This window comes from Variovorax sp. OV329 (assembly GCF_900114785.1).
GTDB lineage: Bacteria > Pseudomonadota > Gammaproteobacteria > Burkholderiales > Burkholderiaceae_C > Variovorax.
In genome coordinates, this window is sequence record NZ_FOUG01000020.1 from 64,383 (window position 1) to 83,674 (window position 19,292).

Annotated in this window: 20 protein-coding genes; 6 read left to right on the forward strand and 14 right to left on the reverse strand. The window is 66.3% G+C overall.

Going from position 1 to position 19,292, the window contains the following annotated elements:
• Window positions 1-23: 23 nt before the first annotated feature.
• The gene (locus tag BM345_RS25160; protein WP_139237608.1) at window positions 24-500 is read right to left on the reverse strand and encodes a hypothetical protein; all 477 of its coding nucleotides are present in this window, start codon (window positions 498-500) and stop codon (window positions 24-26) included.
• Window positions 501-626: 126 nt separating this feature from the next.
• Between BM345_RS25160 and BM345_RS25165 the strand changes: the two genes are divergently transcribed.
• Window positions 627-1,190, forward strand: coding sequence for a GNAT family N-acetyltransferase (locus BM345_RS25165; protein WP_093385263.1), 564 nt, complete (start codon window positions 627-629; stop codon window positions 1,188-1,190).
• Here the strand turns inward: BM345_RS25165 and BM345_RS25170 are convergent.
• The 4 genes from BM345_RS25170 to BM345_RS25185 all read right to left on the reverse strand — a co-directional run bounded on the left by BM345_RS25170 (window position 1,184) and on the right by BM345_RS25185 (window position 5,865).
• Window positions 1,184-2,233 carry a Csu type fimbrial protein gene (locus BM345_RS25170; RefSeq protein ID WP_175545144.1) on the reverse strand — a complete coding sequence of 350 codons (1,050 nt, stop codon included), beginning with the start codon at window positions 2,231-2,233 and terminating at the stop codon, window positions 1,184-1,186. The genes BM345_RS25165 and BM345_RS25170 overlap by 7 nt on opposite strands.
• The gene (locus BM345_RS25175) at window positions 2,230-4,509 is read right to left on the reverse strand and encodes a fimbria/pilus outer membrane usher protein (RefSeq protein WP_254790004.1); all 2,280 of its coding nucleotides are present in this window, start codon (window positions 4,507-4,509) and stop codon (window positions 2,230-2,232) included. The genes BM345_RS25170 and BM345_RS25175 overlap by 4 nt, the downstream gene beginning before the upstream one ends.
• A gap of 85 nt (window positions 4,510-4,594) precedes the next feature.
• Window positions 4,595-5,317: a fimbrial biogenesis chaperone gene (locus BM345_RS25180; RefSeq protein WP_093385271.1), complete on the reverse strand. Its 723-nt coding sequence runs from the start codon at window positions 5,315-5,317 to the stop codon at window positions 4,595-4,597.
• A gap of 23 nt (window positions 5,318-5,340) precedes the next feature.
• Complete coding sequence (locus BM345_RS25185) at window positions 5,341-5,865, reverse strand: Csu type fimbrial protein (RefSeq protein WP_093385274.1); 525 nt, start codon at window positions 5,863-5,865, stop codon at window positions 5,341-5,343.
• Between the two features lie 325 nt (window positions 5,866-6,190).
• Here BM345_RS25185 and htpG point away from each other — a divergent pair, with 325 nt between their 5' ends.
• Window positions 6,191-8,128, forward strand: a complete 1,938-nt coding sequence (htpG, locus tag BM345_RS25190; RefSeq protein WP_093385277.1) for a molecular chaperone HtpG — start codon at window positions 6,191-6,193, stop codon at window positions 8,126-8,128.
• A 43-nt stretch (window positions 8,129-8,171) separates the two neighbouring features.
• Here htpG and BM345_RS25195 read toward each other — a convergent pair whose 3' ends face one another.
• The 9 genes from BM345_RS25195 to BM345_RS25235 all read right to left on the reverse strand — a co-directional run bounded on the left by BM345_RS25195 (window position 8,172) and on the right by BM345_RS25235 (window position 14,298).
• Entirely contained in the window at window positions 8,172-8,594 is a 423-nt protein-coding gene (locus tag BM345_RS25195) for a PaaI family thioesterase (protein WP_093385280.1), read from the reverse strand.
• 40 nt (window positions 8,595-8,634) lie between these two features.
• Entirely contained in the window at window positions 8,635-8,784 is a 150-nt protein-coding gene (locus BM345_RS25200) for a hypothetical protein (protein WP_093385282.1), read from the reverse strand.
• A 98-nt stretch (window positions 8,785-8,882) separates the two neighbouring features.
• Window positions 8,883-9,908 (reverse strand): serine/threonine protein kinase, encoded by a 1,026-nt coding sequence (locus tag BM345_RS25205; RefSeq protein ID WP_093385285.1) that lies wholly within the window; start codon window positions 9,906-9,908, stop codon window positions 8,883-8,885.
• A gap of 32 nt (window positions 9,909-9,940) precedes the next feature.
• On the reverse strand, window positions 9,941-11,038 hold the full coding sequence (locus BM345_RS25210; protein WP_093385288.1) for a DUF2855 family protein: 1,098 nt from the start codon (window positions 11,036-11,038) through the stop codon (window positions 9,941-9,943).
• Window positions 11,039-11,152: 114 nt separating this feature from the next.
• Window positions 11,153-11,509, reverse strand: coding sequence for a DUF1304 domain-containing protein (locus tag BM345_RS25215; protein ID WP_093385291.1), 357 nt, complete (start codon window positions 11,507-11,509; stop codon window positions 11,153-11,155).
• Between the two features lie 9 nt (window positions 11,510-11,518).
• On the reverse strand, window positions 11,519-11,944 hold the full coding sequence (locus tag BM345_RS25220) for an organic hydroperoxide resistance protein (RefSeq protein WP_093385294.1): 426 nt from the start codon (window positions 11,942-11,944) through the stop codon (window positions 11,519-11,521).
• Between the two features lie 49 nt (window positions 11,945-11,993).
• Window positions 11,994-12,458 carry a MarR family winged helix-turn-helix transcriptional regulator gene (locus BM345_RS25225; protein WP_093385296.1) on the reverse strand — a complete coding sequence of 155 codons (465 nt, stop codon included), beginning with the start codon at window positions 12,456-12,458 and terminating at the stop codon, window positions 11,994-11,996.
• Window positions 12,459-12,593: 135 nt separating this feature from the next.
• Window positions 12,594-13,409 carry a crotonase/enoyl-CoA hydratase family protein gene (locus BM345_RS25230; protein ID WP_093385299.1) on the reverse strand — a complete coding sequence of 272 codons (816 nt, stop codon included), beginning with the start codon at window positions 13,407-13,409 and terminating at the stop codon, window positions 12,594-12,596.
• Between the two features lie 40 nt (window positions 13,410-13,449).
• Window positions 13,450-14,298 (reverse strand): 3-hydroxybutyryl-CoA dehydrogenase, encoded by an 849-nt coding sequence (locus BM345_RS25235; RefSeq protein ID WP_093385301.1) that lies wholly within the window; start codon window positions 14,296-14,298, stop codon window positions 13,450-13,452.
• Between the two features lie 830 nt (window positions 14,299-15,128).
• Here BM345_RS25235 and BM345_RS25245 point away from each other — a divergent pair.
• The 4 genes from BM345_RS25245 (at window position 15,129) to BM345_RS25260 (ending at window position 19,246) form a co-directional block, all read left to right on the forward strand.
• Entirely contained in the window at window positions 15,129-15,743 is a 615-nt protein-coding gene (locus tag BM345_RS25245) for a type VI secretion system amidase effector protein Tae4 (protein ID WP_093385304.1), read from the forward strand.
• A gap of 502 nt (window positions 15,744-16,245) precedes the next feature.
• The gene (locus tag BM345_RS25250) at window positions 16,246-16,539 is read left to right on the forward strand and encodes a hypothetical protein (protein WP_139237609.1); all 294 of its coding nucleotides are present in this window, start codon (window positions 16,246-16,248) and stop codon (window positions 16,537-16,539) included.
• Window positions 16,540-17,026: 487 nt separating this feature from the next.
• Window positions 17,027-18,229, forward strand: coding sequence for a formate-dependent phosphoribosylglycinamide formyltransferase (gene purT / locus BM345_RS25255; protein WP_093385309.1), 1,203 nt, complete (start codon window positions 17,027-17,029; stop codon window positions 18,227-18,229).
• A gap of 6 nt (window positions 18,230-18,235) precedes the next feature.
• Entirely contained in the window at window positions 18,236-19,246 is a 1,011-nt protein-coding gene (locus tag BM345_RS25260) for an MBL fold metallo-hydrolase (RefSeq protein ID WP_139237610.1), read from the forward strand.
• Window positions 19,247-19,292: the final 46 nt, after the last annotated feature.

Here is a 19,292-nt window from a genome sequence, read left to right on the forward strand (position 1 = left end):
CGGGCCGTCGGCGGCGGCCCCGATCAGCCGCCCTGCGCAGGGGCCGGCTGCGCGGCGGCAGGGTCCTGCTGCGGCATCTCGATGATCGCGCCTGGCACCACTACGGTGGCTTCGCCGATGCGATCGAAGCGGTAGTCATGCCCATTGAGCCGGACCGTCTTCATGTTGGTCCAGACGCGGTACTCATGGCCGTCGCCCACCGGCTTCGATTCCAGGATCCTGAACTGCGGACGCACGGTGATCGAGATCGAAAAACTGCTGGAGGCTCCCCGGCTGCCGGGGAAGGACTGCGTTGCGCCCTGAAGCGGCAACAGGAGGCCTGTGGCGATCGCCACATGCACCCAGGGGTGGCTGACTGACACGCTCCCGAACATGGGCTCTCCCCCGTCCCGGCACTCGCCCGCGTCGCTAGGCGCGGCTTCAAGGCCAGAATCGGATGTTCCTTTCTTGGAGCCGGAATACACCGTTTCCTTACGCTTGGTAGCAATTGGGGGTTCCATGATCTGTCCATGATCGCGGCTGCCGCGAGGCCTGGATGGCGCGAGCAAGGCCGTGTTCGGCGCGTTGTTGGGCCCATGGAGACGGGCACCTGACTGCTAGCGTCGCGCCGCCGCAGAATCGCGTGCATGAGCATCCCGGTATTGCGCACGGCGCGCCTCCTCCTTCGTGGGTGGGAAGAGGAGGACCTGGCCGATTTCGCGGCCCTTAATTCGGATCCGCGCGTGATGGCACTGCTGTCCGGCCGCTTGTCGCGTAGCGAGAGCGACGCGCTGGTGCAGCGCATGCGTTCGCGCTTGGAGGCGTCGGGCTTTGGCTGGTGGGCCGTCGAGGCGCCTGGCCGGGCGAGACTGGTGGGCGCGGTCGGCATCCTGGCGCCGCGCTTTTCGGCGCACTTCACCCCTTGCGTGGAGATCGGCTGGCGCCTCGCCGCCCAGCATTGGGGCCAGGGCTATGCGACGGAGGCCGCTCGAGCAGCACTGCGTTTCGGATTCGAGAGCCTGGGGCTCGATGAGATCGTGGCCTTCACCGTGCCGCACAACCTGCGCTCACGCGCGGTGATGGAGCGGCTGGGCATGACGCGAAGGGACGCCGACGACTTCGATCATCCACTGTTCGAGCAGGCGCATCCGCTGTCGCGTCACGTGCTCTATCGATTGCGCCGCGATGCGTGGCGCGAGAGGCCTCAGTAGGTCACGCTGACGGTGACCGTGTCCTTGTAGTTGTCGGGCCGCACGTTCGGAATGTTGGGCACGCGGCCGTACACCGGAATCGGCTGGGCCAGGCCGTTGCCGGTGCCCGTGAGGCTGTTGGCGGTCTGGTTGCCCCACTGCTGGCTGCGCGCGGCATCGCGGTAGAGCTGGTAGGGCACCGTGTCCGTGTTGCCGGCGATCGTGCCCTTCATGGCGGAACTCCCGGTGGTGCTGTTGTTCGACGGGATCAGCAGCACGCGGTAGGCGGTCGGCCTCGAGCAGGTCACGTAGACGTTGGTCTGTGCGTTGATGCCGGTCGCGGAGGGAATGCCGTCGACCGAGCCGAAGTCCAGCGGGTCTGCCGTCACCAGGCAGCTCTTGACGACATTCGCAGATACCGCAAAGCCGAAGGTGCCGCCGTCCGTGGTGGCCGAACTGCAGTCTCCGATCCCGCTACTCGAGGTCGATGACGCCGTGTAGCGGAAGGCCGTGTGGTTGCCGGTGAAGCCGCTCGTGTAGGTGCCGTTGGGCAGCGCCGCCTGGCCGGAGCCGATCAAGCCGCGCATGTCGAAGCTGCCGGTCGTCACGCTGGGGGTCGAACTGCTGACACGTGTCGGCATCGTCACCACGACGTCGTATGCATCGGGGATGGGTTGCGTGGTCGATCCCCAGATGATTCCCGTGGCGCCCTGATAGAACTGCACGTTCATCTCGTTGGGGGTGCTCGCGGAGTCGCGAAGGATGCGCGGGTTCCAGTGGCCGCCGCCCGACGCGATGGAGGCCGAGCCGTCGCCGATGTTGAAGCACAGGCGCATGTAGCGGGTGCCGCCGCTCTGGTCGTTGCTGCAGGTATACGTGAGCGTGGAGGTGGCGCTCAGGGTGCCGCCACTCACCAGGTCGACGTCGCCAAAGTTCAAGGCGGTCATGTTCGCAGTGCAGCTGGGCGCAGCAGAGGCTTCGCGTGCCGGCAGCGCCCAGGTCGCCGCGCACAGGACCAGGCCGAAGAGCAGGCGCCACCACCGGCGCATATCGGTCGTCATCATCGCGAACTCTCCTTGACGCATTTCAGCGGGCCGATCTGCGGAATGCCGTTGCCGCTCTTTCGGAAATCGAAGCGCGTCACGCAGACGCCCGTCGGCGTCCTCACTTCGAGCGTGTTGTGCTCTTCGAGCGTATCCAGATAGGCGGCGCCGTCATAGCCCACCAGTGCCATGCCGCCCTTGCCGTTGGCCCGGACGCTGGAGCCCAGTGGCAGGAACTCGCCCTTCTCGTCCACCAGGATCAGCGCGGCCGCCTGCACCGGACGGATGCCGAACTCGACCAGCGTCCCGGCGCGGTCGGTGGGCGTGGCCACGGTCCTGACCCGGTCCACGCGCACGTCGGCGGGCAGTTGCATCGGGTCGATCGAGAGCTGGTTCACCTGGTAGGACTGCAGCGGCGTCACCAGCAGCATGCCCTTGGCGTCCGTGCTGCCCATCAGGCGGTTCTCCAGCTTGACCGGCACGTTCGGCATGCCGTCGGTGGACACCACGGCGAAGCCGTCGTCCAGGCGGCGCGCGGCGAAGGGCTGGCCGCCCATGAACACGAGCGAACCGGTGGCGCCGGCGTAGGCATAGCGGCTGCTGCCGAAGGCGTTGACGCCAGCCAGTGCCCGGCCATAGCGGCCCAGGTAGTTCACTTCGGCCGCACCGCCGTTGATGTCGGCGTCGCCGGTCTGGGCCCCGGCGCGCCAGCCCCAGCCGCCTTCGTTCGGCGCGGAATGCTGGGCGTCGGCCGTGTAGATGGTGCGCCGGTCGTCGCGCTGCACGCCGGCATTGGTCGAGATGTTGCCGTCCAGGTACCAGCTGATGCCCACGAACACGCTGCTGTTGCGGTTGTCGTTCAGGTCGCGATTGAAGCTGACATTGAGCGATCCGCGCTGGCCGATGGAGCGCGACCAGTAGGCCGTGGCATAGCGGGTGGCCACTTCGTTGGGGTAACGCAGGTACAGGTAGCTCAGGCCGAAGCTGCCCAGCAGGTCGGTGCCATAGCCCACCGAGGCGCGGCCGCTGCGGTCGGGCACCGGCGCGCCATAGAGCGAGGCCACGTCGCGGTAGCTGTCGTTGGTGCGGGTGCCTTCCAGCTGGAAGTTGAAGCGCTGGTCGCGCCAGGAGTAGCCCATGTTGAACAGGGAGCCCTGGCGGCTGTCGTAACTGCTTTGCGCGGCGCCAGCCGTCACGATGCCCAACTGGTTGCCCAGCATGTAGACCGCGCTGCCGCCGGCGTTGACCAGGCCGCGCGTGCTCTCGGCGTGAGTCTCCACGGTGAGAGTGTTGGTCAGGCCGTAGCGCCAGGTGCCGCTGGCGGCGGGGTCGCTGCCGTAGTCGTTGGACTTGTAGCCGTAGTTCTCGCGCACCGCGCCGATGTCCACCGACCAGTCCGACAAGCCCTGCTGCAGCATGCGCTGCTGCACGTCGTAGAGCGAGTAATCCAGGGTGGTGGAGCGGCCGAAGGCATCCGTCAGCACCACCTGCGCATTGCCGGCGCCGCCGATGCCCGGCACGGTGTTGAGTTGAAAGGGACCGGAGGGCAGCTGGCCGGTGTACTGCTTCATGCCGTTGACGAACACCTCCACCTGCGAGGGCAGGGCGGCCGAGCCGAGGAAGGCCGGGATGGGCGTGGTGGTGCGGTAGGGCTGCAGCGCGAAATTGCGCGACAGCTGCACGCCGCCGATGAGGGTAGAGCGCGACCAGGCCAGCGCGGCGGTGTTGGTGTCGCCCACCCGCAGCGTCACCATGTCGTCGGGGAAAGAGCGGCTCCAGGTGGTGTCCAGGCGCACCGAATGCTGCGACCACGGCAGGTCCTGCCCCTGCGTGCCCTGGGTGAGGAAGGTGCTGCTGAAGACCTGCTTGCCGGTGAACGCACGCAGTTCGGTGAACGCGTTCATGCTGGACGAGTTGCGCTCGCCCTTGGTGCCGTACAGGTCGTAGTTGAGCAGCAGGCCCGGCGAGGCATTGGCGTCGGGCACCGGGATCTCGTTGGTGTTGACCACCGTGCGGTCCTGGCGCAGCACTTCGGCGCTGGCGGTGATCTCGACCGTCTGCCGTTGCGCGCTGTAGCGGACGTCCACGCCGCGCAGGCTGTTCAGGCGCACCGGGTCGGAGCTGCCGGGCGGCAGCACGAAGCCCAGGTCGCGCAGGGTTGCCGCGTCGGCCCACAGTTCGCCGTCGCGCAGGCCGAACTGGACCAGGCCCCTGGCATTGCCGTTGAGCGTCAGGTCCAGGATCAGCTCCGAGCCGCGCGCGCCGGCCAGGCGCTGCAGGTCGGCCTGGGCCAGCATCACCGGTCCCGAGGTCGAGTCCGGCCCGGCCGCCGCCCCGTGCGAGGGAGAGGCCAGAGCGAACAGGAGGAGGGGAACGATGTGGTCAGCGCGCGGGCTCGATCGGCGGAATGTTCTGCTGCGTCGCGCTGCCATTGATCAGTGTGTCCAGGGTTCCGCCGCTGGTGAAGGTCGCCGGCGGTGGCTTGACCGCCCAGCGCATCTGCGCACCGGGCAGGACGTAGCCGAGCAGGCCCGGGTGCACCGGGGTGCGCTTGCCGCGGCTGTCGGAGAAGCTGAGGTCGGCCACCTGGGCGTGGGTGCCGCCGGTGTTGCTCACTTCAAGGACCGCCTGCTGTCCGTTCTGGCGCACCTTCCAGCTCAGCTGGGGCGGGCTGTCGGCGACCGGCCCCATGAAGACGGGGACCGAATAGCGCAGGACGAACTGCACGCCCTTCTTGGGGCCGGAATCGGGCAGCGGCAATTCGTCGATGACCACCCGGTAGGCGGCTTCGGCGTCTGCAGGCGGCGGACCGGTGCGGATCACTCGGATCAGCTGCCGGTCGGCGGCGGCCAACTGGATCATGGGCGGGCTGACCAGCACTTCGCGCGTCGGGACCTCCTGATCCTCGCCGTTCTGCTGCGTCCATCGATACACGCGCACCTGCGCACTGATCGGCCCGTCCCCCGTGTTGCTCAACCAGAGGCCGTCGGCGTTCTGCTTCGCCTCGAGAGTGAGGGACGTGGGAGCGACCTGCAGTCCACTTGCGCCGGCCAGGACATGGAACACCAGGCCCAGGGCGAGCAGCGCAAGCGGTTTAAGTCGCATCACAGTCCTTCGGTCGATCCCGATCAGTAGCGAACGTTGACCGTCACCGTGTCCTTGTAGGAGTCGGGGGTGAAGTTCGTGCTCGGGACCGTAGCGTACACAGGAATCGACTGGGCGAGGCCGGTGCCCGTGCCGCTCACGCCATTGCCCACGGTGGCGCCGTTGGTGTTGGTGTTACCCCACTCGACGCCCGTGGCGCTGACCTTGCGCAGTTGGTAGGGCACTTTGTCGGTGTTACCGGTGACAGGGGCCACGTTCTGCGCCGACATCAAGCCGGCACCGGTCGTGTCGTTGTTGGTCGGGGTCAGGCCGATGGTGTAGGCGGTGCCCTTGGAGCAGGTCACCGAGATGCTGTTGGTGGCGTTCAGGTTGGCCGTCGGGTTTGCGTCCTGGTTGCCGAAGCTGATGTCGGAACCGGCACCGGCGGTCACGGCGCAGGCCTTCACAACCGTCAGCTTGACGTCGAAGGTGGCGGTCGCCGGGTTCGGGGCGGCGAAGGCGGCAGCGGTCAGGACGGCGGCGGCGGAGGCGATCAGGAGCTTCTTCATGATGATGGTTACTCGCAACGAATTTGTTAAAAAGTGATACCAAAGCACACACAGGACAGACGAAGTGTAGGTGGCCTCCTACCCATCTGTAGGTAGCTTTGGACGAAACGAATACCAAACGTTAAATCCCACACGTTCCGGGAAACAACACGTCGTCTTCGTCTCCGGGACGCCGTCTCATCAATGTGAGGTAGTTCACGGCAGCGCCGGCCCCTCTCAAAAAAGCGTTGAAAATGTCGCGCTCGCCACCAACTCGGTGACACCGCGCGCAGGCCCCCTTCGAGGAATAACCCTGCGTGACGGTAGGAAATAAAGTTTTCAAGCCATGACCAACGCCACCAGCAAACTCCCTTTCCAGGCAGAAGTTGCCCAACTCCTGCACCTCGTCACCCATGCGCTGTACTCGAACAAGGAAATCTTCCTGCGCGAGTTGATCTCGAATGCCTCCGACGCCTGCGACAAGCTGCGCTTCGAAGCCATCAACGACAGCGCCCTGTACGAAGACCAGCCCGATCTGTCCGTGCGTGTTTCCTTCGACGAGAAGGCCCGCACGCTCACCATCCGCGACAACGGCATCGGCATGTCGCGCCAGGAGGCCATCGACCACCTGGGCACCATCGCCAAGAGCGGCACGAAGGAGTTCATGGGCCGCCTGACCGGCGACCAGAAGGCCGACGCGCAGCTCATCGGCCAGTTCGGCGTGGGCTTCTACTCGGGCTTCATCGTGGCCGACAGGATCACCGTCGAGTCGCGCCGCGCCGGCCTGCCGGCCGGGCAAGGCGTGCGCTGGGTCAGCACCGGCGCCGGCGACTTCGAGGTCGAGGACATCGACCGCGCCGAGCGCGGCACCAGCGTGATCCTGCACCTGCGCGAGGACGCCGAGGAATACCTCAACGCCTGGAAGCTCAAGTCGGTCATCGGCAAGTACTCCGACCACATCTCCCTGCCCATCCTGATGGAGAAGGAAGAGTGGAAGGACGGCGAGCTCATCACCCCCGGCGACGAAGCCGGCGGCCGCGAGCCGGGCGGCATGGTCAAGACCGGCGAATGGGAGGCGGTGAACAAGGCCAGCGCCCTGTGGACGCGCGCCAAGAAGGACATCACGCCCGAGCAGTACGTCGAGTTCTACAAGACCGTCTCGCACGACTTCGAGGCGCCCCTGGCCTGGAGCCACAACCGCGTGGAAGGCAGCACCGAGTACACGCAGCTGCTCTACATCCCCGCCAAGGCGCCCATGGACCTGTGGAACCGCGAGCGCGCCTCGGGCGTGAAGCTGTACGTCAAGCGCGTGTTCATCATGGACGACGCCGAGGCGCTGCTGCCCGGCTACCTGCGCTTCGTCAAGGGCGTGATCGACTCGGCCGACCTGCCGCTGAACGTGAGCCGCGAGCTCCTGCAGGAAAGCCGCGACGTGAAGGCCATCCGCGAAGGCAGCACCAAGCGCGTGCTGTCGATGCTGGAAGACCTGGCCCGCCAGGAGAAGGAAGGCGAGACCGAGGAGGACAAGGCCAAGTTCGGCAAGTTCTACGCCGAGTTCGGCGCGGTGCTCAAGGAAGGCCTGGGCGAGGACTTCGGCAACCGCGAGCGCCTGGCCAGGCTGCTGCGCTTCGCCTCCAGCACCACCGACTCGGTGACCGTGAGCCTGGCCGACTACAAGGCGCGCATGAAGGAAGGCCAGGAGGCCATCTACTACATCACCGCCGACACCCTGGCTGCCGCCAAGAACAGCCCGCAGCTGGAGATCTTCCGCAAGAAGGGCCTCGAGGTGCTGCTGATGAGCGACCGCGTGGACGAGTGGGCGCTGAACTACCTGAACGAGTTCGACGGCACGCCGATGCAGAGCGTGGCCAAGGGCTCGGTGGACCTGGGTAGCCTGCAGGACGAGGCCGAGAAGAAGGCGGCCGAGGAAGCGGCCGAGTCCTTCAAGCCCCTGCTGGAGAAGCTGAAGGAAGCGTTGAAGGACAAGGCCGAGGACGTACGCGTCACCACGCGCCTGGTCGACTCGCCCGCCTGCCTGGTGGTGCAGGACGGCGGCATGAGCACGCAGCTCGCGCGCATGCTCAAGCAGGCCGGCCAACCCGTGCCCGAGATGAAGCCGGTGCTGGAAGTGAACGCCGAGCACCCGCTGGTCAAGAAGCTGGATGGCTCCGCCCATTTCGACGACCTGGCCAACATCCTTTTCGACCAGGCACTGCTGGCCGAGGGCGGCCTGCCGGCCGACCCGGCGGCCTACGTGCGCCGCGTGAACGCGCTGCTGGCCTGATCCGCCAGGCGCTGAAGTAGAGAGCGGGCTTCGGCCCGCTTTTTCATGGGCTCTTGCGTTCCACCAGCTTGAAGGTGCCGGTGGCGAGCGAGAGCAGTTCGCCGCTCTCGCTGCGCGCTTCGCCGCGCACGAAGCACAGGGAACGTCCGCGCCGCTCGCAGAAGGTGGTGGCGATCACGTCGCCGTCGCTTGGCGCCACGAAGTGCAGCGTCATGTCCACCGTCACCACGCCGAAGCTGGTGGGCGCATGCGAGCGCGCCGCGCAGGCCAGGGCGCAATCGAGCAGAACGGCCAGCGCGCCGCCATGCACTTCGCCGCGGCTGTTGCTGTGCGCGCGGTTGCGCGGCATGCGCACGCGCGCTCGGTCCTCGCCAATGGTTTCGCCCTTCAGGCCGAAGACTTCCACCATGGGCATGGCGAGGCCGAAGAGCTGGTCGGGGCGGTCGTTGAGATCTGTGCTGTCCATGGGGCCGGCACCTTAGCACGCGACCCGGGCGCGCCCGGCGTCAGTGGCGCTTGAAATACTGCACTTCGCGCTCGTGCTTCTCGGCTGCTTCGCGCGTGCCGAAGGTGCCGAGGTTGCGGCGCTTGCCGGTGCGCGGGTCGAGCTTGCGGGAGTAGAGACGGTATTCGCCGGAGGCGAGCTTGCGGATCATGGCGGGGCTCCTTCCAAGGGATGGCCAGGAACCCAATCTAGGCCGACGTGAAGCCCGTGCCTGTCGGACGGATGCCGCGCCGCCTGTGGGCGGGCGCTTCAGGCGTACAGCGGCTCCTCGGCCATCGCCTCGCACTGGTCCTGCAGCATCTGGATCTGGCCTTTCCAGTAGTCGCTCGAGCCGAACCAGGGGAAGTTGATCGGGAAGATCGGGTCTTCCCAGCGCCGCGCCAGCCACGCGCTGTAGTGGATCAGGCGCAGGGTGCGCAGCGGCTCGATCAGCGCGAGTTCGCGCCGGTCGAATTGGCGGAACTGCTCGTAGCCGTCGAGCAGGCCCGAGAGCTGCGCCGTGCGCTGCGCACGCTCGCCGGAAAGCAGCATCCACAGGTCCTGCACCGCGAAGCCGGTGCGCGCGTCGTCCAGGTCGACGAAGTGCGGACCTCCGCCGGGACGGTCGGTCGGCGTCCAGAGGATGTTGCCGGGGTGGCAGTCGCCATGCAGGCGCAACTGGCGCAGCTCGCCGAGCTTGTCCGCGTCGCCGCTGAGCGCGGTGGCGGCGATCATCTCCAGCGCCTCGTTGCAGGCGATCTCCCAACCGCGCTGCACATCCAGCGGTACCTTGTCGTTGCGCAGCAGCCAGTCGCGCGAGGCAATGCCGAATCCCTGCAGGTCCAGCACGGGCCGCTCGATGAAGGGCCGCGCCGCGCCCACGGCGTGGATGCGCGCGAGAAAGCGGCCGATCCACTCCAGCACCTCGAAGTCGTCCAGCTCGGGCGGGCGGCCGCCGCGGTAGGGGCTCACGCTGAAGTCGAAGCCGGCGTGGTGGTGCAGCGTGGCGCCGTTCAGTTCCATCGGGGCCACGGCAGGCACTTCGCCCTCTGCCAGTTCGCGCGAGAAGGCGTGCTCTTCCAGGATCTGCTCCTTGCTCCAGCGGCCCGGCCGGTAGAACTTGGCCACCACCACCTGCCGGTCTTCCAGGTGGATCTGGTAGACGCGGTTCTCGTACGAGCTCAGCGCCTGCAGGCGCCCGTCGCCGTACAGGCCCAGGGGGGCCAGTGCATCCAGCACCACGTCGGGCGTGAGCGTTTCGTAAGGGTGCGCCAAAACGGCGCCGGAAGAAGTCATGGGGCGATTGTCGCCCCGCGCCGGGCGCCCGATCAGCCTGTTGCGCGCATCGACAGGATGTGTCCGGTGCGCGGTTCGCTGCGGTTGGCCAGCAGTTCCTGGTACGCCGCCTGCACGGCGGGAACGCCCTGTTGGCGCGACACGACCAGCCAGGGTGCTGCCGGGTCGGTCGCCTTGGTGCACACGGCCTTCCACGCCGCCAGCAGGCGCTCGGCGAAGCCGGCGGCGCCCCAGTCCTCGTGGCGCTTCTTGATCTGCGCCGGCGCGAAGAAGAAGACGGGGCGCGGGCCCGGCAGGTCCTTGGCGCTGCCGCGCGCATCCACGTGCGTGCTGCCGATGGCCAGCGAGTGGCGCAGGCCGCCAAAGTGGGTGTGGATGCCGCGCCGCACGTCGGCATTGCCGGAGAAGTCCACGTACACGCAGGCGGTGTCGCCCGGCAGCGTGGCGATCTCCTCGTAGGCCAGCACGCGCGTGTAGCAGCCCAGGCTTTCGCAGAAGGCCTTGTTGCCCTTGGAGGTGAGGCCGATCACCTGCAGGCCCGGCCGCTGGGAGAGCTGGAAGGCGGTGCCGTAGGCGGTCTTGGCCGAAGCGCTGGACAGGATCACCGTGTCGGCACCGTAGAAATCGTTGTCTGCCAGGAAGTCGTCGATCAGCCAGGAAGTGGTGAACAGCGGGCGCAGCAGCGCCTGGATGTCTTCGCTGTCCCGCGTGTAGAAGGGGTCGGCCGTCACCCGCGTATAGCGGTTGTAGACCGGGTGCAGCTCCTTGCGGTGCGGCGCGGCGTCGACCAGGCCGTCGGGCCGCAGCCGGTCGGGCTGCAGAACCGCCTGGTCGGCCAGCGGCCAGTAGCCGTACAGGCGCTCGCCGACGGCCACGCCGGGGTGCAGGCTCTGCGCCACGGTGCCGAAGCCCCACACCGGCACGATGCCCCAGCCATCCTCGCCGCTGGGAAAGAAGCCCCAGTAGTACATGTCCTCGCCAAAGGCGGCATAGGTGATGTTGTTGGTGGTGAGCGAGAAGGAATCGATGCGCACGCGGACCTGGCCGGCGGCCAGCGGTGCGTCCTCGCGTTGCTCGATGCGGGTGGTGGCCAGCGCGTCCTTGCGGGTCAGCAGGGTGGTGGTGCTCATGAAAAAAGCTCCTTCGCAAAAACCTGATGCAGGCTTGCGAAGGAGCTTAGCGCGATGCCGTGCGCCGACGGATGACCGCGGTGTGTCCGGCGTCGCCTGGGCGACGCGACGGCTTCAGCCGAAGGCCAGCACCAGTGCCAGCGCGATGGCTGCCGGCAGGGCCTGCACGAAGAGGATCTTGCGCGCGGCGGTCAGCCCGCCATACACCCCGGCCACGATCACGCAGGCCAGGAAGAAGATCATGAAGGTGCGGTCCTGCGTGGCCAGCCCCCAGAAGAGGCCGGCCGCCAGGAAGCCGTTGTACAGCCCCTGGTTGGCGGCCAGCACCTTGGTGGCGTCGGCCATCTGCTGTGTCTGGCCGAAGGCCTTCAGCCCGGCCGGCTTGTCCCACAGGAACATCTCCAGCACCAGGATGTAGACATGCTCTATCGCGATGAGGAACACCGCGATGTGGGCAATGAGCCGGGCCATGCCAGCCGCTTAGGCGATCGACAGTTCGACGTCGATGTTGCCGCGCGTGGCGTTGGAGTAGGGGCAGACCTGGTGGGCGGTGTCCACCAGCTTCTGCTTCTGCTCGGCGTCCAGGCCCGGCAGCGTGATGGCCAGCTTGACCGCGATGCCATAGGCGGCGCCGCCGTTCGTCGGGCCCAGCGAAACGCTGGAGTCGATGGCCACGTCCTCGGGCACCTTCACGCCGATCTTGGGACCCACGGCCTTCATCGCGCCGATGAAGCAGGCGGCGTAGCCCACGGCGAAGAGTTGCTCGGGGTTGGTGCCGGGCTTGCCGGAACCGGGCGAGCTCAGCTTGACGTCGATGGCGCCGTCGCTGGACTTGCCGGCGCCGTCGCGGCCACCCACGGTGTGGGCCTGGGCGGTGTAGAGAACCTTGTCGAGTTTGGTGGTCATGGTGAGCTTTCTTCGGTTGGGTTGATGGAGGGGAACGGAAAACGATGAATCAGGCGGCCTTGATGCGCTCGCGCAGCTGCTGCACCTGGCGGGTGAGCGAGACCAGCTCGTCCAGCGAGCACTGGCTGGCATCCAGCAGGCAGGCCGGCACCTTGGCGGCACGCGCCTTCAGGCGGCGGCCCGCGGCGGTGAGGCTGATGTGCACCCGGCGCTCGTCCTTCACGTCGCGGATGCGGCTGACGTAGCCGGAGGCTTCCAGGCGCTTGAGCAAAGGAGTGAGGGTGCCGGAATCGAGCGAGAGGCGCTGGCCCAGCTCGGAGACCATGAGGCCGTCCTGTTCCCACAGGGCCAGCATGACCAGGTACTGCGGGTAGGTGAGCTCCAGCTGTTCCAGCAAAGGCTTGTAGAGCCGCGTCATGGCCAGCGAGGCGGAATAGATGGCAAAGCACAGCTGGTTGTCGAGCAGGAGCATCTGGTCGACACTGGCGCTGGACGAGGGCTTTGCGGTAGGCATGGGCTGGATTGTAGCGAGCAATTAAATTGCGTGCAAAGTAATTGTGTAAGCAAACCCTGCACTAGGCAGGGTTGAAGGGCGTTTCGACAGCGCTTCGAGGGCGCGAGGGCTTGGTGCCCTTTGAAAGGCCCGGGCTCAGCGCCCGGTAAAGCGTGAGGGCCGTCGCTCGATGAAGGAGCGCACGCCTTCGGCCGCGTCCTCGCTGTTGGACAGGCGCTTCTGCGTCTCGATGAATTCGGCCATGGCCGCCATCGGCCCGCTCTCGATGGCCTTGAGCACGTTCTGGCGCGTGGCCACCACCGCCAGCGGCGCCTGCGCGGCGATGCGATCGGCAATGCGCAGGGCCTCGTCCAGCTCCTCGCCGGCGGGCTTCACGCGCTGCACGAAGTTCAGGCGCAGCGCCTCGGCACTGTCGAACTCGTCGGCCGTGAGCAGGTGCAGCATCGCGTTGCCCAGGCCCGCGCGCTCGGCCATGCGCAGCGTGGCGCCGCCGGTGGCCATGATGCCGCGCTGCACCTCCAGCTGCGAGAAGCGGCAGTTGTCCGCCGCCACCACGATGTCCGCGCCCAGCATCAGCTCGATGCCGACCGTGAAGCAGATGCCCTTCACGGCAGCCACCATCGGCTTGGTGCGCCGACGGTAGCCCGGCATGCCCAGGTCGTGCGGCTCCACTAGGCCGAAGGGCACGGCCTTCTCGCCGCGCTTCATGTACTCGGCGATGGCCGGCAGGTCCAGGCCCGCGGTGAAGTGGTCGCCGAAGGCATGCAGCACGCCCACCCGCAGCTCCGGGTCGTCGTCCAGCCGCGTATAGGCCTCGGCCAGCTGGCGAAACATGGGCGCGGTCCAGCCGTTGCGCTTGGCCGGGCGGTTGATGCCGATCAGCAGCACGTGGCCGCGCACTTCGGTGTCGATGCAGCCTTCGGCCGGCGGGGTGGTGGGCGTGACGCTCATGCTGCCTTGTCTCCTGTTGTTCGTCGCCGTGCGCGGCGGATCAGTATTTGTAGACGCCCTGGCTGGTCTTGCGGCCCAGCTGGCCCGCGGCCACCATTTCCTTGAGCAGCGGGCAGGGGCGGTACTTGGAATCGCCGAACTCCTCCAGGTACACCTCCATCACCGCCAGGCACACGTCCAGGCCGATCATGTCGGCCAGCGCCAGCGGGCCGATCGGCTGGTTGCAGCCCAGCTTCATGCCGGCGTCGATGTCCTCGGCGGTGGCCACGCCCTCGGCCAGCACGAAGAAGGCCTCGTTGATCATCGGCACCAGGATGCGGTTGACCACGAAGCCCGGCGCGTTCTTCACCGTGATGGGCGACTTGCCCAGACGCTCGGACAGCGCTTTCACCGCATCGTGCGTCGCGTCGCTGGTCAGGTAGCCGCGGATGATCTCCACCAGCGCCATCATCGGCACCGGGTTGAAGAAGTGCATGCCGATGAAGCGGTCGGGGCGCGAGGTGGCGGCCGCCAGCTTGGTGATGGAGATGGACGAGGTGTTGGAGGCGATGATCACCTCCGGCGCCAGCAGAGCGTCGATCTGCTTCAAGATCTTCAGCTTGAGCTCGTGGTTCTCGGTGGCCGCCTCGATGACCAGCTGGGCTTCCTTCAGGTCGTCGTAGTTGGTGCTGCCCTTGATGAGGGCCATGGCGGTGGCCTTCTGCTCGGCCGTCAGCTTTTCCTTCTTGATCAGGCGGTCGAGGCTGCCCGACACCGTCGCTACGCCCTTGTCGACCGCGCCCTGCGAGATGTCCACCATGACGGCGCGGATGCCCGCCACCGCGCAGGCCTGCGCGATGCCGTTGCCCATGGTGCCTGCGCCGATGATGCCGACGGTCTGGATGCTCATGTGAATTACTCCTGGAAACAATGGTGAAACGACAAAAAGGGTGGCCTTCGCGGCCGAAATACCCAACATTGTCGCGAAGAAAAAGCCAATCTTGCAGCCGCTTGCCATGAACAAGCGTTGGATCTGGCAAAGTGACGGCGCAGGATTCACCTGCAGCAGGGAGTGAATAAAACATGAAACCGACCATGAGTCGGGCCGTCTGGCATCGCCGGGCCCGTCAATCCACCGCTCACATTACTTTTCAGACCGCCCGCCTTGGATCGGATGGTGTTCGATGAGTAGCCTCGGGTGGATTCGCAGAGGCGACGAGGCAGCGTGCGGCGCTGTTGTAGACGAGGGGCTTGCGAACTTCGTCAGCCATGGCGTCGAGGTCAGCTACCAGGGGGCTCGCATGAGGTGTCCAAGACACTGTGTCATCGCCGAGGGCCTTGAGCAGTGCACGCTTCCCAATGGCCGAAAGAGACCCCACCACGGCCACAGGACCAGCGGCGGATGCCCGCTTATTTCGACATGCAATGGTGTCGACGGCTGGGGCGGCAACGGAAACCTGGCGCCGGCAAGCTTCTTCCAGAACGCCGATGGCCAATGGATCGAGGTAGCTGCGCCAGGGCCTGCCCAGGCTGTGCTAGATGAGATGCCGCGCCTTGTAGGTCAATCTATGGAAGGCGTGCCCTATTTCATCAAGACGGCCGACGGCAGAACGTTCGCTGGAAAGACTCAAGCAGGGGGTCTGCTGCCTCGCATCGAGTCGCCTCACGATTTCGAGGTCTACTGGGTGACGAGGCCTTGGCGCAAGCAGGGAGCTCGGCGCATTGACCAAGAAGCTGGCAATGCAAGCCGTGGTGCCGACGAACGCGGTGAAGGATTCTGTTTGCCGCATCAATGTGGAGGAGGTGACCTTTGCACAGTTGTGGGATGCCTACGTCACGGGGAATCCATTTCGTGACGCGAAGACGGGTGAGGTTCCACTGGGCTACGGCAATCAGTGCGCCATCCGGATGAGCGCCACGCTTCACAAGTTAGGTGTGGAGATGAAGTCCTACACGCCGACCCACGTCACCGTGAAGCCGGGCAACGTCTTCGGCAGGATTCTGCTCAATGGCAAGTACACGGCGACGCGCGCTGATCAGATGGGCTCATGGCTCAGCAAGCAGCCGTTCTGCGGCTTGCCGCCCCGGCCGGAAAACATCACGGGCAAGGATTGGGAGTCCAAGGTCAAGGGCAGGACTGGAATCATCATGTTCGACGGGTATTGGATTCGGGCCGGCGAGTCTGCGGCCGATGCGAGCGGAGGACACATCGACCTTTGGAATGGCTCTCGGATGACCCTAAGTCCAGCGTCCATCGGCCGGTGGTTGGGCATGAGTCGATTCGTCCCAGAATTGCCGATGGGTTGGTCAGATCTTGCGGAATCGAAGGTCATCCTTTTCTGGGAGGTCAAGTGATTCGAAGGCTCTCGATTGCGGGACTCTTTCTCCTGCTAGGCTTTCCCAGTCTTCTGGTATTCGAACAGCTTTACGGTTGGTTTTGCAATACGTTTTCAGTTCTTTGCGCTCGCTACAAGGGCCCCTGCCCAGACCTCGACAGCTGTGACGCCGACTTCCTGCGAAGTCTGGCGATCGGAGCCTTCTATTTGGGCCCTTCCGCTGTGTTCGCCGCGACGGCTTTCTTGTGTGCGCATCGCCCGCGCAGAATGATTCAATGGGCTTCACTTGTCGTGGTCCTCGTGCTGGGTCATTCCGTGGTCGCATCGCTACTTATTCAACTTGGCATTCGCATCTCCTAGTCGCAAAGCGTTCGTGCGCCCCCAGGCAATCTCTCCGCATACCACGGCGACGCGCGACCAGCTTATTCCGACCACCGAGAATCGAAGCTGATTCCTTTCTTTGAGGTTAAGTAGAGCATGCGTAGGGCCTTCATATTCGTTCTCTGGCTCTTGTTCGGCACTTGTTCGACTTGGTGCCTCATGCTCTTGAAGTCGCGTTCAACACGAACGTATGCCGTGAATCCTGCCCCGCTCAACTGAAGGCTGTCTCCTTGGGGGTCTACGCCGCGATGCCAGTCGCATGGGGAATCTTCTTGATGCGGCTGCCCGGCCTGCCACTGGCAAGAGGCATCTTCCCCTTGGTTGCGCTGTTGGGTTTCCCTAGTCTGGTGATAGTCGAGCAGTTGTGCCGTTTTGCGGCGAACTCGAAAACCATCCTCTTTTGGGAGATGAAACGATTCGTCGGCTCGCGGTAGCAACCGCCTTCGCTTTACTCGGCATTCCTAGCTTGCTAGTGCTTCATCACCTTTACGGCTGGCTTTGCACAACTTTTACGAACACCTGCGCTCCATATCGCGGTCCATGTCCGAGCTGGACGCCTGTGCTTACGACTTGGGCCATAGTCTCATGATTGGCATGTTCATTCTTGGCCCTCTCACAGTCTTCGGACTGGTCGCCTTCGCTCTTCAATCCGCCCTCGTGGTCCAGTTTGATGGGGTCTGCTGACCATCGGGCTCGTCCTTGTGCATTCCTTGGTCGCGATCTCCTTCATTCAGCTTCGAAATCGCCTGCTTTAGGCAAACAACAGTCTTGCAGCTTGCGACCTTTCGGCTCGATGCCGAAGCCGGAAGAGATCGCTGAATGGGCCCGGGAAAAAGTCAAAGGTCGCACCTGGATCAACGGCGTCTATTGAGGGCTCGGCCATTTCTCGAGGGATCCGCAGAACGTCGTAAAGTCGCCGGCATGACCACCCTCGGCACCCCCCTCTCTCCCTCGGCAACCCGCGTCATGCTCCTGGGCTCCGGCGAACTCGGCAAGGAAGTGCTGATCGCCCTTCAGCGCCTGGGCGTGGAGACCATCGCGGTCGACCGCTACGAGAACGCCCCCGGCCAGCAGGTGGCACACCACGCTCGCACCATCACCATGAGCGACCCCGAGCAGCTCAAGGCCCTGATCGAAGCCGAGAAGCCGATGCTGGTCGTGCCCGAGATCGAGGCCATCGCGACGCCCATGCTGCAGCAGCTGGAAGACGCCGGCGTGGTGCGCGTCATTCCTACCGCGCGCGCCGCGCGCCTCACCATGGACCGAGAGGGCATCCGCCGTCTCGCCGCCGAGACACTGGGCCTGGCCACCAGCCCGTACAAGTTCTGCGACTCGCTGGAAGAGCTGCAGGCCGCCATCGATGGCGGAATCGGCTATCCCTGCGTGGTGAAGCCGGTGATGAGCAGCTCCGGCAAGGGCCAGAGCAAGATCGACGGCCCCGACGACGTCAAGAAGGCCTGGGACTACGCCATGGCCGGCGGCCGCGTGAGCCATGGCCGCGTGATCGTCGAGGGCTTCATCGACTTCGACTACGAGATCACCCTGCTCACCGTGCGTGCCCTGGGCGAGGACGGCCAGGTGCAGACGCACTTCTGCGAGCCCATCGGCCACCTGCAGGTCAGCGGCGACTACGTCGAGAGCTGGCAGCCGCATCCCATGGCCCCGGCCGCGCTGCAGAAGGCGCAGGCCATCGCGCAAGCCGTGACGGCCGACCTGGGCGGCCAGGGCCTGTTCGGCGTGGAGCTCTTCGTCAAGGGCGAGCAGGTGTGGTTCAGCGAAGTGAGCCCGCGTCCGCACGACACCGGCATGGTCACCATGGCCACCCAGTGGCTCAACGAATTCGAGCTGCACGCCCGCGCCATCCTCGGCCTGCCGGTGGACACCAGCCTCAAGAGCCCCGGCGCGAGCGCGGTGGTCTATGGCGGCGTGGATGCCCAGGGCATCGTCTTCGATGGCGTGGAGCAGGCGCTGCAGGTGCCCGGCGTGGACGTGCGCCTGTTCGGCAAGCCCGAGAGCTTCGTCAAGCGCCGCATGGGCGTGGCGCTGGCGCATGCGGCGGACATCGACGCCGCGCGCAACCGGGCGCGGCAGGCGGCCAGCCGCATCAAGCCGCGCACCGCCTGAGCCTCCATGCGGCGCGCCTTGCGGTTCATCGCTGCGCTGCTGCTGGGCGTCCTGGTGCTGGCGCTCGCCTTTGCGCTGGTGCAGCTCCACAGGCATCCGCCGCTCGAGCCCTATGCCGGCCTGACCCTGCCCGAGGCGGGCGCGGCGCCCGGCGCCGTGCGGGTTCGATTCGGCGGCGTGGCCACGCTGCTCTTCGACGACGGCGAGACCGCCTGGATGACCGACGGCTTCTTCTCGCGCCCCGGCTTCTGGACCACCCTGGCCATGCCCATCGGCCCCGACGCCGCGCGCATCGACGATGCGCTGCGCCGCATGGGCGTGACGCGCCTCGCGGCCGTCGTGCCGGTGCATTCGCACTACGACCACGCCATGGATTCACCGGTGGTGGCCAAGCGCACCGGCGCGAAGCTGATCGGCTCCGCGTCCACCTTGCACATCGGCGGCGGCCTGGGTCTTTCGCCAGAACAGATGCAAGAGGTCTCGCCCGGCCAGACGGTGCGGCTGGGCCGGTTCACGCTGCGCTTCATCGCCGGCCGCCACAGCCCCACGCCCTACAGCGACGGCCACTCGGTGGAGAACATCGAGGCCGACCTGGTGCCGCCGCGGCGCGTGTCGGCCTGGCGCGAGGGGCAGGTGTGGTCGCTGCACGTCAGCCACGACGGCGGCGGCAGCTGGCTGGTGCAGGGCAGCGCCGGCTTCGTCCCCGGCGCCCTGGCAGGCCTGCACGCGGACACCGTGTTCCTGGGCACCGGCACCCTGGGCCGCAAGGACGAGGCCTATCGCAGCGCCTACTGGAAGGAGACCGTGCAGGCCGTGGGCGCGAAGCAGGTGGTGCCCATCCACTGGGACGACTTCTGGCGCCCGCTGGACGAACCGCTGCTGGCCATGCCCTACCTCTTCGACGATTTCGGCGCGGCCATGCTGGACCTGCAGGCGCGCGCGGTGGCCAGCGGCGTGCGGGTGCGCATGCCGCCGCTGTTCGTGCCTTTCGCGCCCACTGCGCCTTCCGCGCCCTAGCCACTTTCCGCAAGCCCGCGCCGCGCGCTCGCCCTAGGCTAGTGCG

Bases quoted from the DNA above. Each gene is read 5' to 3' on its own strand.
- BM345_RS25160 (WP_139237608.1), bottom strand. From the start codon at position 500: ATGGAACCCCCAATTGCTACCAAGCGTAAGGAAACGGTGTATTCCGGC.
- BM345_RS25165 (WP_093385263.1), top strand. From the start codon at position 627: ATGAGCATCCCGGTATTGCGCACGGCGCGCCTCCTCCTTCGTGGGTGG.
- BM345_RS25170 (WP_175545144.1), bottom strand. From the start codon at position 2,233: ATGATGACGACCGATATGCGCCGGTGGTGGCGCCTGCTCTTCGGCCTG.
- BM345_RS25175 (WP_254790004.1), bottom strand. From the start codon at position 4,509: ATGCTGGCCCAGGCCGACCTGCAGCGCCTGGCCGGCGCGCGCGGCTCG.
- BM345_RS25180 (WP_093385271.1), bottom strand. From the start codon at position 5,317: ATGCGACTTAAACCGCTTGCGCTGCTCGCCCTGGGCCTGGTGTTCCAT.
- BM345_RS25185 (WP_093385274.1), bottom strand. From the start codon at position 5,865: ATGAAGAAGCTCCTGATCGCCTCCGCCGCCGCCGTCCTGACCGCTGCC.
- htpG (WP_093385277.1), top strand. From the start codon at position 6,191: ATGACCAACGCCACCAGCAAACTCCCTTTCCAGGCAGAAGTTGCCCAA.
- BM345_RS25195 (WP_093385280.1), bottom strand. From the start codon at position 8,594: ATGGACAGCACAGATCTCAACGACCGCCCCGACCAGCTCTTCGGCCTC.
- BM345_RS25200 (WP_093385282.1), bottom strand. From the start codon at position 8,784: ATGATCCGCAAGCTCGCCTCCGGCGAATACCGTCTCTACTCCCGCAAG.
- BM345_RS25205 (WP_093385285.1), bottom strand. From the start codon at position 9,908: ATGACTTCTTCCGGCGCCGTTTTGGCGCACCCTTACGAAACGCTCACG.
- BM345_RS25210 (WP_093385288.1), bottom strand. From the start codon at position 11,038: ATGAGCACCACCACCCTGCTGACCCGCAAGGACGCGCTGGCCACCACC.
- BM345_RS25215 (WP_093385291.1), bottom strand. From the start codon at position 11,509: ATGGCCCGGCTCATTGCCCACATCGCGGTGTTCCTCATCGCGATAGAG.
- BM345_RS25220 (WP_093385294.1), bottom strand. From the start codon at position 11,944: ATGACCACCAAACTCGACAAGGTTCTCTACACCGCCCAGGCCCACACC.
- BM345_RS25225 (WP_093385296.1), bottom strand. From the start codon at position 12,458: ATGCCTACCGCAAAGCCCTCGTCCAGCGCCAGTGTCGACCAGATGCTC.
- BM345_RS25230 (WP_093385299.1), bottom strand. From the start codon at position 13,409: ATGAGCGTCACGCCCACCACCCCGCCGGCCGAAGGCTGCATCGACACC.
- BM345_RS25235 (WP_093385301.1), bottom strand. From the start codon at position 14,298: ATGAGCATCCAGACCGTCGGCATCATCGGCGCAGGCACCATGGGCAAC.
- BM345_RS25245 (WP_093385304.1), top strand. From the start codon at position 15,129: ATGCAAGCCGTGGTGCCGACGAACGCGGTGAAGGATTCTGTTTGCCGC.
- purT (WP_093385309.1), top strand. From the start codon at position 17,027: ATGACCACCCTCGGCACCCCCCTCTCTCCCTCGGCAACCCGCGTCATG.
- BM345_RS25260 (WP_139237610.1), top strand. From the start codon at position 18,236: ATGCGGCGCGCCTTGCGGTTCATCGCTGCGCTGCTGCTGGGCGTCCTG.